Here is a 15,177-nt window from a genome sequence, read left to right as displayed (position 1 = left end):
AGGCCGACAACCCTCGAGGTTCTTTTCGGGGCTCTGCCTGGACCGTACCATACGACAGACACCACTACTACTCCTTGTCGTAGGTGTCGTATCTGTCGTCGTCGTAGTCGTCACGCCGGCGCAGCAACGGGATCGCCGTCGCGACGCCCGCAACCACGATCGCGCCCAGCATCACCGCGCCGGTATCGCGGGGGTTGAAAAAGATCGTGCTGGCCGCGCCGAAGGCGACAATGCCCACCCACAGATAGATCAGCAGCACCACCCGGCGGTGCGAGTGACCGATCTGAAGCAACCGGTGGTGCAGATGCATCTTGTCGGGGCTGAAGGCGCTGCGGCCCGCGCGGGTGCGCCGCACGATGGCCAGCAGCAGATCCAGCATCGGCACGAACATCACCGCCGCCACCAGCAAGAACGGCGACAACAGAGCAAACACGTCACGGGCGCCGTAGGCGTTCTGCGAGACGGGGCCGGCGGCGGTCGTGGAAGCGGCGGCCAGCATCAAACCGATCAGCATCGAGCCCGAATCGCCCATGAAGATCCGCGCCCGGTGGAAGTTGTGCGGCAAGAAGCCCAGGCAGGCGCCGGCGAGCACCACCGAGATGACGGCCGGCGGATAGAACAGCACGTCACCGCCGTGGTCGCGCAGCAGGCCCACCGAGAACATGCAGATCGCGAGCGCGGTGATGAGTCCCAGCCCGGCGGCCAGTCCGTCGAGCCCGTCGACGAAGTTCATCGCGTTGACGATCGACACCGTCAGCGCCAGGGTGAGCAGGATCGACGAGGCCTGATCCAGCACGATCGTGCCGACTCCCCCGATCGGTATGTACAGGACGGTCCAGGCGACGCCCATGGTGACCAGCACGCTGGCCGCGGTGATCTGCCCGGCGAATTTCGTCAGGGCGTCCAGGCCCCAGCGGTCGTCGATGAGCCCGATCCCCATGATGACCGCGCCCGCGACCAGCACCGCGGGCATGCCGGTGGAGTACACGAAGCCGCGGGTCAGCGCGGGAAGCTGGGAGGCCAGGAACACGGCGGCCAGGATGCCGAGGAACATCGCCAGCCCGCCCATCCGCGGGGTCGGCGTCACGTGCACATCCCGTTCCCGCGGGTAGGCCACCGCTCCCAGCCGGGTCGCCAGCACCCGCACCGGTCCGGTCGCGAAGTAGGTGATGACCGCCGCGGTCAGGCCGACCACGGCGAGTTCACGCAGGGGAACGCCGGCGCCGCGATCAGCCAGGGCGAGCAGACCACCGGCAAGGCTGGTCACGTCGCTGGACACCTCGAGACCGTACTGCACCGGCCGCGAGCACCGAACACCGCCGCCGGGCTGAGTCCGACCGTCGGCCCTACGCGGTCAGGGTTTCGGCGTCCAGGCCCAGCACCTCGGCGATCCGCTCGGCACTCACCGGTCCCGCGCGCAGAATCCGCGGGGCGGCCCCGGTCAGGTCGACGATCGTGGACGCGGCCTGCTGCTGGGCGGCGCCCGCGTCGAGGTAGACGTCGACGAGATCGCCGAGCTGGTCGCGCGCCTGGTCGGCGTCCACCGCGGGCGGGCGTCCGGACACGTTGGCGCTCGATACCGCCATGGGCCCCACCTCGCGCAGCAACTCGATGGCGACCGGGTGCAACGGCATCCGCAGCATCACGGTCCCCCGGGCGTCGCCGAGATCCCACTGCAACGACGGCGCTTGCATCACCACCAGGCTCAACGCGCCCGGCCAGAACGCGCGGATCAGCTCGCGGGCCCCGTCGGGCATGGTGTAGACCAGGCCCTCGATGGTGTGCCAGGAGCCGACGAGCACCCCGACCGGCATGTCCCGGCCCCGCCCCTTCGCCGACAGCAGCGCGCCCACCGCGGCGCTGTCGAAGGCGTCGGCACCGATTCCGTAAACGGTGTCGGTCGGCATCACGACCAGCCGGCCGCCCTTGATCGCGCCGACCGCCGAGGCGATTCCGCGCGCGCGCTGCTCGGGGTCGGCACAGCTGAACACCTCAATCATCGGCGCCGCTCTCCCCCGCAAGCGGGAGGTGCCCCCACCTCATCGCTGCGCTCTGCATCGTCACGACGCGAGTCATCGGCGCCGCTCCTGCGGGCGGTCACGAACCTCGGCCGGCCCGCCAGATCGCGCCGGCACCGGACGTCGTCGAAAAGTCCCGTGTCCCGCACCAATTGGGCGGTGCACGCCGCGGTGGTGTCGTCGTGTTCGACGGCGAACAGGCCGCCCGGGCGCAGCCAGCGCCCCGCGAGGTCCACCACAGGCCCGATCACGGCCATCCCGTCCGGCCCGCCGAACACCGCATGATGCGGATCGTGTTGGACCACTTCGGGTTCCAGCACGGCGTTGGAAACCGGGTCGTCGGGCACGTAAGGCGGGTTGGCCACGACCAGGTCGACGCCGCCGTCGAGCTCCGGAAGCAACCCCGGTGCGGTGACGTCGGCGTGCACGAGCTCGACGGGCGTGCCCTCGGCGTTGCGGCGCGCGTACTCGAGCGCCGGTGCGGAGTCGTCGATGCCGATGATCCGGGCGTCGAGCCCGAGGCCGGCGCGGTGCCGGGCCAGCGCGACCGCCAGGGCCCCGGATCCGGTGCACACATCGACGATCACGGGCCGCGCGGCGAGCGGCTGCGCGGTCGCCCACTCCAGCACGGCTTCGGTTTCCGGACGCGGGATGAACACACCCGGCCCGACGTGCAGCACCAGCGGCCCGAATGCCGCCGTCCCGACCAGATGCTGCAACGGCACCCGCCGCGAGCGCTCGGCGACGACGTCGCGGTAGCGACCGAAGAATTCGTCGTCGGGCGTATCCAGCAGACTCAGCCGGCCGCGGTCAGTGCCGGCCAGGTGCGCGGCCAACTCCTCGGCGTCCCAACGCGCCGAATCGATCCCCGCCCGGGCGAGCAGCGCCGCCGCGGAGTCGATCGAACGCCGCAGCCGAGTCGTCATGCCTGCTGCAGCCTTGACTGCTTGTCGGCGGCGCTCAGCGCGTCGAGAAGCGCGTCCATGTCGCCGTCGAGAACCTGGTCGAGATTGTGCGCCTTGAAGCCGATCCGGTGGTCGGTGATCCGGTTCTCCGGGAAGTTGTAGGTGCGGATGCGCTCGCTGCGGTCGACGGTGCGAATCTGACTGGCCCGATCCGCCGACGCGTCGGCCAGCGCCTGTTCCTCGGCGATCGCCTGCAGGCGGGCGGCCAGCACCGCCATGGCGCGGGCTTTGTTCTGCAGCTGCGAACGTTCGTTCTGGCAGGTGACGACGATTCCCGTGGGCAGGTGGGTCAGCCGCACCGCGGAGTCGGTGGTGTTGACGCCCTGGCCGCCCTTGCCGGACGACCGGTAGACGTCGACGCGCAGGTCCGACTCGTCGATCTGCACCTCGCCGACTTCCTCGGGCTCCGGATAGACCAGCACCCCGGCCGCCGAAGTATGCACGCGGCCTTGGGACTCCGTCACCGGGACCCGTTGCACGCGGTGCACCCCGCCTTCGAACTTCAACCGCGCCCAGACCCCGTCGACGGTGTCGCCCTTGCTGGTGATGGCCAGCGTCGCGTCCTTGTAGCCGCCCAGGTCCGAGAACGTCTCGTCCAGCACCGCCACCGTCCAGCCGTGCCGTTCGGCGTAGCGGACATACATCCTGGCCAGGTCGGCGGCGAACAACGCCGACTCCTCGCCACCCTCGCCGGATTTCACCTCGAGCACGACGTCGTCGGCGTCATGCGGGTCGCGGGGCGCCAGCATGTCGGTCAGCTGGGTGTCCAACTCGGCCACCCGCGCTTCGAGCGCGGTGACCTCCTCGGCGAACGACGGGTCGTCGGCGGCCAGTTCGCGTGCCGTCTCCAGATCGCCCCGCGCCGACGTCAGCTTGCGGTGGGTGGCGACGATGGGGGCCAGCCGGGCGAACCGGCGGCCGGCTTTGCGGGCCTCGCCGGGATTGCTGTGCAACTCCGGATCTGCCAAATGGTGCTCGAGCTCGGCATGCTCGGCGAGCAGCACATCGATCGCCTGGGTCGGCTGCGTCATGTCACACCTCCTTCCACACGCTGTTCGGCGCAGACACGAACCGACGCCCGCCTGTGCGGGTCACACACAGTCCGGGCGTCGGTGAGCCAGCTATTTGTCGGCCGCGTCGGCCTTGTCAGCTGCGCCCTTGCGCTTGCCGTAGCGCTTCTCGAAGCGGGCCACGCGGCCGCCGCTGTCGAGGATCTTCTGCTTGCCCGTGTAGAACGGGTGGCACTGCGAGCAAACCTCGACGACGATGCGGCCGCCCGGCTTGGTGCTGCGGGTCTCGAACGTGTTGCCGCATCCGCAGTGCACCGTGGTCGGCTCGTAGGCGGGATGGATGTCAGTTTTCATGCTGTCCTCTTCGGGTTGTCGAGCGTCGATTATGCCAGGTCAACCGGTACCTCCCCAAAACACCGAGGTGCAACCCGGCATTCCCGGCGCACCGGGCTGCGTCGAGACATAAACCACGGCGACGTCACCCGGCGTGTCGTGTGGGTGGTTTATGTGTCGCGAACCAACCGGCCGGTGATGGCCCCTTTTAGTCGTTGTCCATGGAGCCGGGCGTCGTCTTGGACACCTGGACCAGGAACTCGTAGTTGGTCTTGGTCTTGCGCAGCTGCGACATCAGCAGGTCGATGGCCTGGTGCGAATCCAGACCAGACAGCACGCGGCGCAGCTTGTGCACGATCGCGAACTCGTCCGGCGAGAGCAGCAGCTCGTCCTTGCGGGTGCCCGACGGGTTCACGTCGACCGCGGGGAACACCCGTCGCTCGGAGATCTTGCGGTCCAGCTTGAGCTCGGCGTTACCGGTGCCCTTGAACTCCTCGAAGATCACCGTGTCACCGGTGGATCCCGTCTCGACCATCGCGGTGGCGATGATGGTCAGCGACCCGCCCTCCTCGATGTTGCGCGCGGCGCCCAGGAAGCGCTTCGGCGGATACAGCGCGGTGGAGTCGACACCACCGGAGAGAATCCGGCCCGACGCGGGCGACGCGTTGTTGTAGGCGCGCCCGAGGCGGGTGATCGAGTCCAGCAGCACCACGACATCCTTGCCCTGCTCGACGAGCCGCTTGGCGCGTTCGATCGCCAGCTCGGCCACCGAGGTGTGGTCCGACGGCGGGCGGTCGAACGTCGAGGCGATGACCTCGCCCTTGACCGAGCGCGTCATGTCGGTGACCTCTTCGGGCCGCTCGTCGACGAGCACGACCATGAGGTGGCATTCCGGGTTGTTCTTGGTGATCGCGTTGGCGATGTCCTGCAGGATCGTCGTCTTGCCCGCCTTGGGCGGCGAGACGATCAGCGCGCGCTGCCCCTTGCCGATCGGCATGATCAGGTCGATGACCCGCGTGGTCAGCCGGTCGGGGGTGGTTTCCAGACGCAGCCGCTGGTTGGGGTACAACGGCGTCAGCTTGGAGAAATCGGGCCGCTTCTTGGCGTCTTCGATCGATCCGCCGTTGATGGTGTCCAGGCGGACCAGCGGGTTGAACTTCTGCCGCTGGTTGGCCTGCTCGCCGTCGCGGGGCACCCGCACCGCGCCGGTCACCGCGTCGCCGCGGCGCAGGCCGTTCTTGCGCACCATGTTCATCGACACGTAGACGTCGTGCGGACCGGCCAGATACCCGGAGGTGCGGACGAACGCGTAGTTGTCGAGGACGTCGAGAATCCCGGCCACCGGCTGGACGACGTCGTCCTCGCGCAGTTCGGTGTCGGTGCCGTCACCGGAACGTTCGCTTCGGCGCTTGCGGTCCCGGAAGCGGCGTCCGCGCCGGCCCTGACGCCCGTCGCCCTCGTCGTCCTGCTGGTTCGAGCCGCGCGACTGTTGGCTGCCCGAGCCCTGCTGGTCATTGCCCTGCTCGCCACCGGTGTCCCGCCCGCGGTCGTCGGACTTCGTGTTCTGTTGGCGCTCTTGGCTGTCGCGCCGGCGCTCGTGGCGATTGTCGGCCGCGTCACCCGCTCTGCCCTCGGCATGAGCCGAGCCGTCGCGCTCGTCTTCCTGGCTGCGGTCTTTGGCTCCGGCTTCGCGGGACGCGCCGCGGCGTTCCCGGCGGGGCGCCTCGGTTGTCGCATCGTTCCGGTCCGGCTGGGGTGCCGGCGCTTCGGCGGTGGCGGTTTCGCCGCCGGAAGCGTTGTCCGATTTACCGCTGTTCTCAGGAGCCGGCCCGCCACCGGCGGATGTGCCGTTGGCCTTTCCCCGGTGTTCCTGGATTGCAGCGATCAGTTCATTCTTGCGCATGCCCGACGTGCCCTTGACGCCGGCTTGGCTAGCCAGCGCGCGCAACTCGGGCAGCACCATCGCGGACAGCGACCCGCCCGAGGACGAGGCTTTGACGGCTGGCGCGTCATGGTTCACGGAATTCGACGTGTGATCGTTCTCGATGCTTTCGCCAGCCGTGATGAGGTCCGTATCAGTCACGGATTTCCTTTCTTCCCCCGCTGATCACGTCATAAGGGGGTTCGTCGCGCACGTGGCTCGAATTGCCGAGTGCGCCCAATCGTCGACTCTGCAACGGTGATCGCCGGGATCAGTGCCAGGATCGGCGTGAGAAACGGCGACCTCGTCCACGAGAAGAATTGGTGGTGTCCTAGCGGCAAGGCAGTATGGATGCAGATGCAGATGCTGCGATTGCTGGACGATGCCGAGGATAGCCCGCATCCTGGCCGGAAGCAAGCAAACCCCCCTGGCCGCGCCGGGGCTCAACGGGCGACGGTGACCCCCGGGCCCCAGCGAACTGCGTCGCCGGCGGTCATCTCGGTGACGGTGAAACCGTTTGCGGCCCCGTATTCCACCGCTTGCCAGGGCAGCTGCGCCCCTGTGCTGAGTGCGATCAGTGACGGACCAGCCCCGGAAAGCGCCGCTGCGACGTTATGACGCCGCAGCAGCCGCAGATATTCCGCCGAGGCGGGCATCGCCGAGGCGCGTTGGGGTTGGTGGAGCAGGTCTTCGGTGGCCACCAGCAGCAAATCCGGCCGTTCGGTAAGCGCGACCACCAGCAGCGCGGCGCGGCTGACGTTGAAGCTCGCGTCGTCGTGGCTGACGTGGGCGGGCAGCAACACCCGGGTCTCGGCGGTCAACGAGCGCATCTCGGGGATCGCGCAGAACAGGCGGATCCGCGGATGAAGCCGCAGCGGCACCGCCGAATAGGCGGGAACAGCACCGGCGCGGTCCACCCAGGAGACCACCGCACCGCCCAACACCGCGGCCGCGGCGTTGTCGGGGTGACCCTCGAACTCCGAGGCCAACTGGACCAGCTGCGCATCCGTCAGCGGAGCTGAATCCGTCTGCGCGACAAGGCCGTTGGCTGCAGCAAGGCCGCCGACCACCGCCGCCGCCGACGAGCCCAGACCGCGGGAGTGCGGGATGGCGTTGCGGCAGCGGACCACCAGCCCCGGGGCGTCGACGCCGGCGACCTGCAGACCGCGTCGGACCGCGCGGACCACCAGGTGTTCGGGGCCACGCGGCAGCGAGTCGGCGCCTTCCCCCTCGACCAGCACCCGCAGGCCGGAATCCGTTGTCTCCACGACCACCTCGTCGCAAAGGCTCAGCGCGAGACCGATGCTGTCGAAGCCGGGACCCAGGTTGGCGCTGGAAGCCGACACCACGGCGCTCGCCACCACGCCCGCGGGCAGCATGGCAGTCACCGTCAGGCCAGTCCCAACTTCTCGACGACGAGCACGGGATCCACGGGCACCGGCGACACGGACGGCATGTCTTTCAGCGCGGTGTCGGGGTCCTTGAGCCCATTGCCCGTGACCGTACACACCACGGTCGACCCGCGGGCCACCCAGCCGTCCTCGACGGCCTTGAGCAGCCCGGCGATGCTGGCCGCCGACGCCGGCTCGACGAAGACGCCTTCGGAGCCGGCCACCAGGTGGTAGGCGGCCAGGATCTCCTCGTCGGTGGCGGCCAGGAACCGGCCCTTCGATTGCTGCTGCGCCTCGACGGCCGCCGTCCAGGATGCCGGTGCGCCGATGCGGATCGCGGTCGCGATGGTCTCGGGATGGCGCACCGGCTTGCCGAGCACCAGGGGCGCCGCGCCGGCGGCCTGGGTGCCCAGCATGCGGGGCAGCGCGTCGATCACGCCCTCCTGGTGGTACTCCCGGTAGCCCTTCCAGTAGGCGGTGATGTTCCCGGCGTTGCCGACGGGCAGCGAGTGGACGTCGGGTGCGCGGCCCAGCGCGTCGACGATCTCGAAGGCCGCGGTCTTCTGGCCCTCGATGCGCACCGGGTTGACCGAGTTGACCAGCGAGATCGTCGGGAAGTCGGCGGTCATCTTGCGGGCCAGTTCCAGGCAGTCGTCGAAGTTGCCGTCGATCTGGATGATCTTCGCGCCGTGCATGACGGCCTGCGCGAGCTTGCCCATGGCGATCTTGCCCTGCGGGATCAGCACCGCGCAGGTGATGCCGGCGCGCGCGGCGTAGGCGGCGGCCGAGGCCGAGGTGTTCCCGGTCGAGGCGCACAGCACGGCCTGCTGGCCGCGGGCCACCGCGTCGGTCACCGCCATCGTCATGCCGCGGTCCTTGAAGGAGCCGGTCGGGTTGAGGCCCTCGACCTTGAGATGCACCGTGCACCCGGTCAGCTCCGAGAGTCGGGGGGCCGAGATCAGCGGGGTCCCGCCCTCGAGCAACGTGACCGGGGTCCAGTCGGCCGCAACCGGCAACCGGTCGCGGTAGGCCGCGATCACTCCCGGCCACGGCACGTGGGTGGCCGACTGGGCCATCCGTGGAATGCTCACAGGCTGGTTCCTTCCAACCTCAACACGCTGGCCACCCTCTGCACGACGTCCAGATCGGCGAGCGCTTCTACGGTTTCGGACAGTGCGGCGTCGGTCGCGGTGTGGGTGACCACCACGATCCGGGCGCCGACGCGCCGCCCACCCTGGTCGGCCACGCCTTCCTGGCGAACCTCGGCGATGCTCACCTCGCGCTTGGCGAATTCCGCGGCCACCGTGGACAAGACGCCGGGCTTGTCGGCGACGTCCATGCTCAGGTAATAGCGGGTTGTGATCAAACCCATTGGGGCGATGGGGAGTTGGGCGTACCTGGACTCCTTGGGTCCCCGGCTGCCCAGCACCCGGTTGCGCGCGGCCATCACCAGGTCGCCGGTCACCGCCGAGGCCGTGGGCGCCCCGCCCGCACCCTGACCGTAGAACATCAGCCGGCCCGCCGCCGCGGCCTCGACCACCACGGCGTTGAAGGCGCCGTTGACCGTGGCGAGCGGATGCGACAGGGGCACCAGCGCCGGGTAGACGCGCGCCGACACCCGCTCCTGGCCGTCGGCGGTGGTGACACGCTCGCAGATCGACAGCAGCTTGATGGTGCAGCCCAGGGACCGCGCGGAGGCGAAGTCGTCGGGGGTGATCTTGGTGATGCCCTCGCGGTACACGTCGTCGGCGGTCACCCGGGTGTGGAAGGCGATGGAGGCCAGGATCGCGGCCTTGGCCGCGGCGTCGTAGCCCTCCACGTCGGCCGTGGGATCGGCCTCGGCGTAACCCAGCGCGCTGGCGTCGGCCAGTGCGCTGCCGTAGTCGGCGCCGGTGCTGTCCATCGCGGACAGGATGTAGTTGGTGGTGCCGTTGACGATTCCGGCCACCCGCAGCACCGTGTCGCCGGCCAGCGACTGGGTGAGCGGGCGGATGACCGGGATCGCGCCCGCGACGGCCGCCTCGAAATACAGGTCGACGTTGGCGGTTTCGGCGGCCTGCGCCAGTTCGCCGGTGGAGATCGACAGCAACGCCTTGTTCGCGGTGACGACGGACTTGCCGTGCTCGAGCGCGGTCAGGATCGCCTTGCGCGCCGGCTCGACCGGGCCCATCACCTCCACGACGATGTCGACGTCCTCGCGCGAGACGAGTTCTTCGACGTTGTCGGTGAGCAACTCGACGGGGACGCCGCGGTCGGCGGCCACGCGGCGCACGCCGATGCCGCGCAGCAGCAGCGGGGCGCCGATGCGGGCCGCGAGGTCTTCGGCGCTGGTCTCGATGATGCGCACGACTTCGCTGCCGACGTTGCCCAACCCGAGTACCGCTACGCCGACTGGCTTTTCACCGGGCACAGGTCGTTCACCTCACTTCCAGACTCAGCAGATCGTCGACCGTCTCCCGGCGCAGGATCAGGCGGGCCCGCCCGGCGCGCACCCCGACCACGGCCGGCCGACCGATCATGTTGTAGCGGCTCGAGAGCGAATAGCAATAAGCTCCGGTCGCGGCCACCGCAAGCAGATCGCCGGGCTGCAGATCGCCGGGCACCCAGGCGTCGCGCACGACGATATCACCGCTTTCGCAGTGTTTCCCCACGATGCGGGCCTGCACCGCCGGCGCATCGCTGGCCCGCGAGGCCAGCCGGGCGTCGTACTCGGCGCCGTAGAGCGCGGTGCGGATGTTGTCGCTCATGCCGCCGTCGACGCTGACGTAACGCCGGTTCGCCGTGGCGCTCACGTCGACGTCTTTGACCGTGCCGACCTCGTAGAGCGTGATGGTGCCCGGTCCGGCGATGGCCCGTCCGGGCTCGACCACCAGCCGCGGCGTGGGCAGGCCCACGGCCGCCGACTCGCTGCGCACGATGGCGCTCAGCTTGGCCGCCAGCTCGGCGACCGGCGGGGGGTCGTCGGGCGCCAAATATGAAATACCAAGGCCGCCACCAAGATCCACCGTAGAGAGCTGCGCCGTCTTCTCCGGGCCGAACTCGGCGACGATCTCGCGCAGCAGCCCGATGACGCGGTGTGCGGCGATCTCGAAGCCGGCGACGTCGAAGATCTGCGAGCCGATGTGGCTGTGCAGCCCGACCAGTCGCAGGTGATCGGCGGCGAACACCCGGCGCACCGCGGCCATCGCCGCGCCGCTGGCCACCGACAGCCCGAACTTCTGGTCCTCGTGGGCGGTGGAGATGAACTCGTGGGTGTGCGCCTCCACGCCGACGGTCAGGCGCACGAAGACGTCCTGGACCACACCGGCCTCCGCCGCGACCCCGTCGAGGCGCTCGATCTCGGTCATCGAGTCGACGACGACGTGCGCCACCCCCGCCTTGACGGCGTCGGTGAGTTCGGCGACCGATTTGTTGTTGCCGTGCAGGGTGATCCGCTCCGGGGGAAAGTTCGCGTGCAGCGCCACGGCCAGCTCCCCGCCGGTGGACACGTCCAGGGACAGGCCCTCCTCGTCGACCCAGCGCGCGATCTCGCCGCACAGGAAGGCCTTGGCGGCGTAGTTCACGTTGCCCCCGCCGCCGAAGGCCGCCGCCATCTCCCGGCAGCGTGAGCGGAAGTCGTCCTCGTCGACGACGAACAGCGGCGTCCCGTACTCGCGGGCGAGCTCGGTCACCGGCACGCCGGCGATGTTGACGACGCCGGTCGCGTCGCGAATGGTGTTGCGCGGCCACACGTTCGGCGCCAGGCGCAGCAGCTCTTCGGGCGACTGCGGCCGCGGTGGGCTGCCCGGGTGGCGGGTCTCTTCGGCATGCCGGGGACCGGCGGGATGCACGGTCACATGCGCTCCGGTGCGCCGACGCCCAGGATCGCCAGTCCGTTGGCGATGACCTGGCGGGTGGCCTGGCACAGGGCAAGCCGCGCGGTGTGCAGGTCGGTGGGCTGTTCGTCGCCCTGCGGCAACACGCGGCACGAGTCATAGAACCGGTGGTAGTCACCGGCCAGGTCTTCCAGGTACCGGCAGACCCGGTGCGGTTCGCGCAGGGCGGCCGCCGTCTTGAGCACCCGGGGGAATTCGCCGAGGCTGCGCAGCAGCGTGCCCTCCTTGTCGTGGGTGAGCAGCTCGAGGTGGGCGGTGTCGGGCACCAGGCCGAGCTCGGCGGCGTTGCGGGCCAGCGCCGAAAGTCGGGCGTGCGCGTATTGCACGTAGTAGACCGGGTTTTCGTTCGACGCCGAGGACCACAGCGCCAGGTCGATATCGATCGGAGTGTCCACCGAGGAGCGGGTCAGGCTGTAGCGCGCCGCGTCGACGCCGATCGCCTCGACCAGGTCGTCGAGGGTGATCACGGTGCCGGCCCGCTTGCTCATCTTCATCGGCTGGCCGTCGCGGACCAGGTTGACCATCTGCCCGATGAGCACCTCGACGGTGGCCGGGTCCTCCCCGAAGGCGGCGGCCACGGCCTTCAGGCGCGCGATGTAGCCGTGGTGATCGGCGCCGAGCATGTAGATGCACAGGTCGAAGCCGCGCTGCCGCTTGTCCAGGTAGTAGGCGATGTCGCCGGCGATGTAGGCCGGCTTGCCGTCGCTCTTGATCACGACGCGGTCCTTGTCGTCACCGAAAGCGCTGGTGCGCAACCAGCTTGCGCCGTCCTTCTCGTAGATGTTGCCGGTCTGGCGCAGCCGGGTGATGGCCTCCTCGACGCGGCCGCTGGTGTGCATCGAGTCTTCGTGGGTGTAGATGTCGAAGTCGGTGCCGAACTCGTGCAGCGACTCCTTGATGTGGGTGAACATCAGGTCGACGCCGATTTCGCGGAAGGTCTCGCGCATCTCGGGTTCGGGCAGGCTCAACGCGTCGGGCGCCTTGGCCAGCACGTGCGCGGCGATGTCGGTGATGTAGTCGCCGGCGTAGCCGTCTTCGGGGGCGGGCTCGCCCTTGGCCGCGGCGATCAACGAGTTGGCGAACCGGTCGATCTGGGCGCCGTGGTCGTTGAAATAGTATTCGCGCTCCACGTCGGCGCCCTGGCTGGACAGCAGCCGGCCCAGCGCATCCCCGACGGCGGCCCAGCGGGTGCCGCCGATGTGGATCGGTCCGGTCGGGTTGGCCGAGACGAACTCGAGGTTGATCTTCTGCCCGGCCAGGTCGTCGGAGTAGCCGAAGGTGTCGCCGGCGTCGATCACGTTGGTGACGACGACGGCTTGCGCCGAGGCCTCGAGGCGCATGTTGATGAAGCCCGGACCGGCCACCTCGGCTTGCGCGATGCCGTCGTTGCGCGCCAGCGCCGCGGCCAGCCATCCGGCCAGCTCACGCGGGTTGGCGCCGACCAACTTGGCGAGCTGCAGCGCCAGGTTGCTCGCGTAATCGCCGTGCTCGGGGTTGCGCGGACGCTCCACGGCGACCGCCGCCGGCAGCGCGGCGGCGTCGAGCCCGTGCTCGGCCAGCACCGCGGCGGCGGTGGTCTTGAGCAGCTCGGCCAGGTCGACGGGGGTCACGAGCGTCCATCCTATTGGCTCGGGCGCTCCCGCCATCCATCGCGGTGACGAAGCGGTCGCCGGAATGCGTTAGGCTGTCGGGGCCCAACGGCGCAACATCTTGTCAGGTGCGCCCCCGTAGCTCAGGGGATAGAGCGTCTGCCTCCGGAGCAGAAGGCCGCAGGTTCGAATCCTGCCGGGGGCACCATCTGACCAGCGCAGATGCAATCCCGCGCAAGATACGCACAACTAGCAACCAACACCCCCAACGTCCCCCTCCCCGCCGGCAGTGAGGTCCTCACCGACTGGGAGGACGGTCTACGCGTAGTCACCACGCCGCGACGGCTCCTCCCAGGCACCCGCCTGCTCGTCTCCGCGGTGGCCAGTCAGCGCGCCGACGGGACGATCTTTGCGCGGCAGGACGTTGCCGATGCGAAGGTCTACATCGACGAGCTCGGCGAACATGGAGAGGCGTTCGAGCGGCTGGCCGTGAGCGGCGCGGAGGCCCGCGTCCTGGCCGCAGCACTCATCGAAGCTGCCGACCTGCTCGAAGGGTGGGCCAAATGATCAGATCAGCCCCGGGCTGGCGGTGACTGCGCCGGTCATCGAATGGGCTGTCGTCTGTCCCCCCTGCGCACCAGTCGCGGGGGGGACTCTCGTTGAGCCACTGGGCGCCGGGTCGGCGTCCTTACCGCCCCCGTTGAGTACGTTGACGTGCAGCGGGTCGGCGCGATGAGGAGCGGCTTTCCTGCGGTGGGCGTGCGCTACCCCTCGCCGACGAGTTACGCCAGCCGGGCACTTGCGTGAGCCACAATCTGCAGGTTTGCTAAACACGTCAGTCTGAAAGGTGGTCGATCATGAATCGACTTGTCTCGATCCTGGCCGCTGCGACTGTCGCCGCGGGCGCGGCTTGCATCACCACGTGGCCCGCGCACGCCGCGCCCGACCCACACATGCCCGACCCGTTGCGCGACTACTGCCCCGGCGGCGGCGCCGGCAACGTGCTCATGGGCGGCTATTGCGACGGGGAGCATTACCCCGACGGCTCCTACTGGCACAAGCTGATGGCAGGCGGCGCGTACTCGCTGCCGATCATGGTGCCCGGCCAGAGCGAGCCAGCCGATCTGGGCATGTCATGCGTTATCGACCCCGATAACGGGCCAGTTCCGCAGCCCGCACCGCCGGGCGGCTGCGGGGGCGCGGTGAAATGAGCGACGACGCAGACCCCACCGCGATTGGGGCACCCGATGAGACGGCTGTTGTTCCCCCGGTGACGCGGACTGCGAGGCCGCGGGCTTGGAGCGACGACGATGACGACGCCGAGCCGCCCCCCGCAGTCGTTGACGCATCGTGGCGTGCCGCGTTCGCCGCCGCGTCGCCAATCCTGTTCGCCGTCGCAGTCATTGCTGTGCTGATCGTGGCCGGGACGTCCTGGTATCTGTGGGCGCACCACGCCGCCGCGCCCACACCAGATGAGCGGTTCCGCGCCGGCGTTCGGGCGATCCCCGGATTTCCCGGCACCGATGACTGGGACTTGGCAGAGCATTGGGGTCGCGGGGTGTGTTTGGGACTTGAGCACGGGTCCACCCGCTTGGACATCTATGAGGACATGCACTCGCAAGACCCGAGCGTCACCTACCCTCGGTTGTCGCAGATGATAGATGTCGCTATCGACGCGTACTGCCCGCAGGAGCGTGGAAAGCTCAGCTGAGTCTCTGGAGCGTCCTGCGCACGCAAAAGGCCCCGGCGGGAGGGCACGCCCGGAGGGGTCCGCGAATCGCGACAAACTCGGCCCTCCGGGGCGGCCGCGATGATGGTTTGGGAGGTTTCTGGATCCCCAATGATGGTGAGGTCGCCGCCGGGCCCCTCGTCGACGAGCAGCGCGAGTGGCCGCCCGCAGCACACTACTGGATGGGCCGTCATTTCCGCTGTCCCGCAGCGAGTTTCGACAATCGTTCGGCGATCTCGGCGTCCCGGCCCTCGGCGAGACACATCTCTTACGACGTGATCGACGATGATCCGCCCCGGAGCTGGGCATTCGGGTTCACGGCCAAGGGAGTTTTGATCGAACTGAT

General features: G+C 69.2%; 15 protein-coding genes and 1 tRNA gene. 5 read left to right on the top strand and 11 right to left on the bottom strand.

Going from position 1 to position 15,177, the window contains the following annotated elements; translation table 11 throughout:
* Nucleotides 1-67: 67 nt before the first annotated feature.
* The 11 genes from FPZ47_RS12135 to argS all read right to left on the bottom strand — a co-directional run bounded on the left by FPZ47_RS12135 (nucleotide 68) and on the right by argS (nucleotide 13,123).
* Nucleotides 68-1,297 carry a glycosyltransferase family 4 protein gene (locus FPZ47_RS12135; RefSeq protein ID WP_144952051.1) on the bottom strand — a complete coding sequence of 410 codons (1,230 nt, stop codon included), beginning with the start codon at nucleotides 1,295-1,297 and terminating at the stop codon, nucleotides 68-70.
* A gap of 49 nt (nucleotides 1,298-1,346) precedes the next feature.
* Nucleotides 1,347-2,000, bottom strand: coding sequence for an L-threonylcarbamoyladenylate synthase (locus FPZ47_RS12130; protein ID WP_144952053.1), 654 nt, complete (start codon nucleotides 1,998-2,000; stop codon nucleotides 1,347-1,349).
* Nucleotides 1,997-2,944, bottom strand: coding sequence for a peptide chain release factor N(5)-glutamine methyltransferase (gene prmC / locus FPZ47_RS12125; protein WP_144952055.1), 948 nt, complete (start codon nucleotides 2,942-2,944; stop codon nucleotides 1,997-1,999). The genes FPZ47_RS12130 and prmC overlap by 4 nt, the downstream gene beginning before the upstream one ends.
* The gene (gene prfA, locus FPZ47_RS12120) at nucleotides 2,941-4,014 is read right to left on the bottom strand and encodes a peptide chain release factor 1 (RefSeq protein WP_144952057.1); all 1,074 of its coding nucleotides are present in this window, start codon (nucleotides 4,012-4,014) and stop codon (nucleotides 2,941-2,943) included. The genes prmC and prfA overlap by 4 nt, the downstream gene beginning before the upstream one ends.
* Nucleotides 4,015-4,104: 90 nt before the next feature.
* The gene (gene rpmE / locus FPZ47_RS12115; protein ID WP_144952059.1) at nucleotides 4,105-4,347 is read right to left on the bottom strand and encodes a 50S ribosomal protein L31; all 243 of its coding nucleotides are present in this window, start codon (nucleotides 4,345-4,347) and stop codon (nucleotides 4,105-4,107) included.
* Between the two features lie 187 nt (nucleotides 4,348-4,534).
* Nucleotides 4,535-6,409 (bottom strand): transcription termination factor Rho, encoded by a 1,875-nt coding sequence (rho, locus tag FPZ47_RS12110; RefSeq protein ID WP_144952061.1) that lies wholly within the window; start codon nucleotides 6,407-6,409, stop codon nucleotides 4,535-4,537.
* 281 nt (nucleotides 6,410-6,690) lie between these two features.
* Nucleotides 6,691-7,626, bottom strand: coding sequence for a homoserine kinase (gene thrB, locus FPZ47_RS12100; RefSeq protein ID WP_425461792.1), 936 nt, complete (start codon nucleotides 7,624-7,626; stop codon nucleotides 6,691-6,693).
* Between the two features lie 11 nt (nucleotides 7,627-7,637).
* Nucleotides 7,638-8,714, bottom strand: coding sequence for a threonine synthase (gene thrC / locus FPZ47_RS12095; protein ID WP_144952079.1), 1,077 nt, complete (start codon nucleotides 8,712-8,714; stop codon nucleotides 7,638-7,640).
* Nucleotides 8,715-8,725: 11 nt separating this feature from the next.
* Complete coding sequence (locus tag FPZ47_RS12090) at nucleotides 8,726-10,048, bottom strand: homoserine dehydrogenase (RefSeq protein ID WP_144952063.1); 1,323 nt, start codon at nucleotides 10,046-10,048, stop codon at nucleotides 8,726-8,728.
* A gap of 7 nt (nucleotides 10,049-10,055) precedes the next feature.
* Nucleotides 10,056-11,390: a diaminopimelate decarboxylase gene (gene lysA / locus FPZ47_RS12085; protein WP_246133415.1), complete on the bottom strand. Its 1,335-nt coding sequence runs from the start codon at nucleotides 11,388-11,390 to the stop codon at nucleotides 10,056-10,058.
* An 80-nt stretch (nucleotides 11,391-11,470) separates the two neighbouring features.
* Nucleotides 11,471-13,123 carry an arginine--tRNA ligase gene (argS, locus tag FPZ47_RS12080; protein ID WP_144952068.1) on the bottom strand — a complete coding sequence of 551 codons (1,653 nt, stop codon included), beginning with the start codon at nucleotides 13,121-13,123 and terminating at the stop codon, nucleotides 11,471-11,473.
* Nucleotides 13,124-13,234: 111 nt separating this feature from the next.
* On the opposite strand from argS, the gene FPZ47_RS12075 reads away from it, so the two are divergent.
* From FPZ47_RS12075 to FPZ47_RS28910, 5 genes are all read left to right on the top strand, one after another.
* Nucleotides 13,235-13,310 (top strand) — tRNA-Arg (locus tag FPZ47_RS12075).
* A gap of 14 nt (nucleotides 13,311-13,324) precedes the next feature.
* A complete protein-coding gene (locus tag FPZ47_RS12070) occupies nucleotides 13,325-13,669 on the top strand; it encodes a hypothetical protein (protein WP_144952070.1) in 345 nt (114 codons plus the stop codon).
* A gap of 290 nt (nucleotides 13,670-13,959) precedes the next feature.
* Nucleotides 13,960-14,313: a hypothetical protein gene (locus FPZ47_RS12065; RefSeq protein WP_144952072.1), complete on the top strand. Its 354-nt coding sequence runs from the start codon at nucleotides 13,960-13,962 to the stop codon at nucleotides 14,311-14,313.
* 59 nt (nucleotides 14,314-14,372) lie between these two features.
* Nucleotides 14,373-14,813, top strand: coding sequence for a DUF732 domain-containing protein (locus tag FPZ47_RS12060; protein WP_168209427.1), 441 nt, complete (start codon nucleotides 14,373-14,375; stop codon nucleotides 14,811-14,813).
* A 107-nt stretch (nucleotides 14,814-14,920) separates the two neighbouring features.
* Nucleotides 14,921-15,177 (top strand): hypothetical protein (locus FPZ47_RS28910; RefSeq protein ID WP_210419889.1); only part of this gene is annotated, 257 nt, incomplete at its 3' end.

It is taken from the genome of Mycobacterium helveticum (assembly GCF_007714205.1).
Lineage (GTDB): Bacteria > Actinomycetota > Actinomycetes > Mycobacteriales > Mycobacteriaceae > Mycobacterium > Mycobacterium helveticum.
Note: the sequence above shows the minus strand (reverse complement) of the source record. Positions and strands in the feature narration are given on the sequence as shown.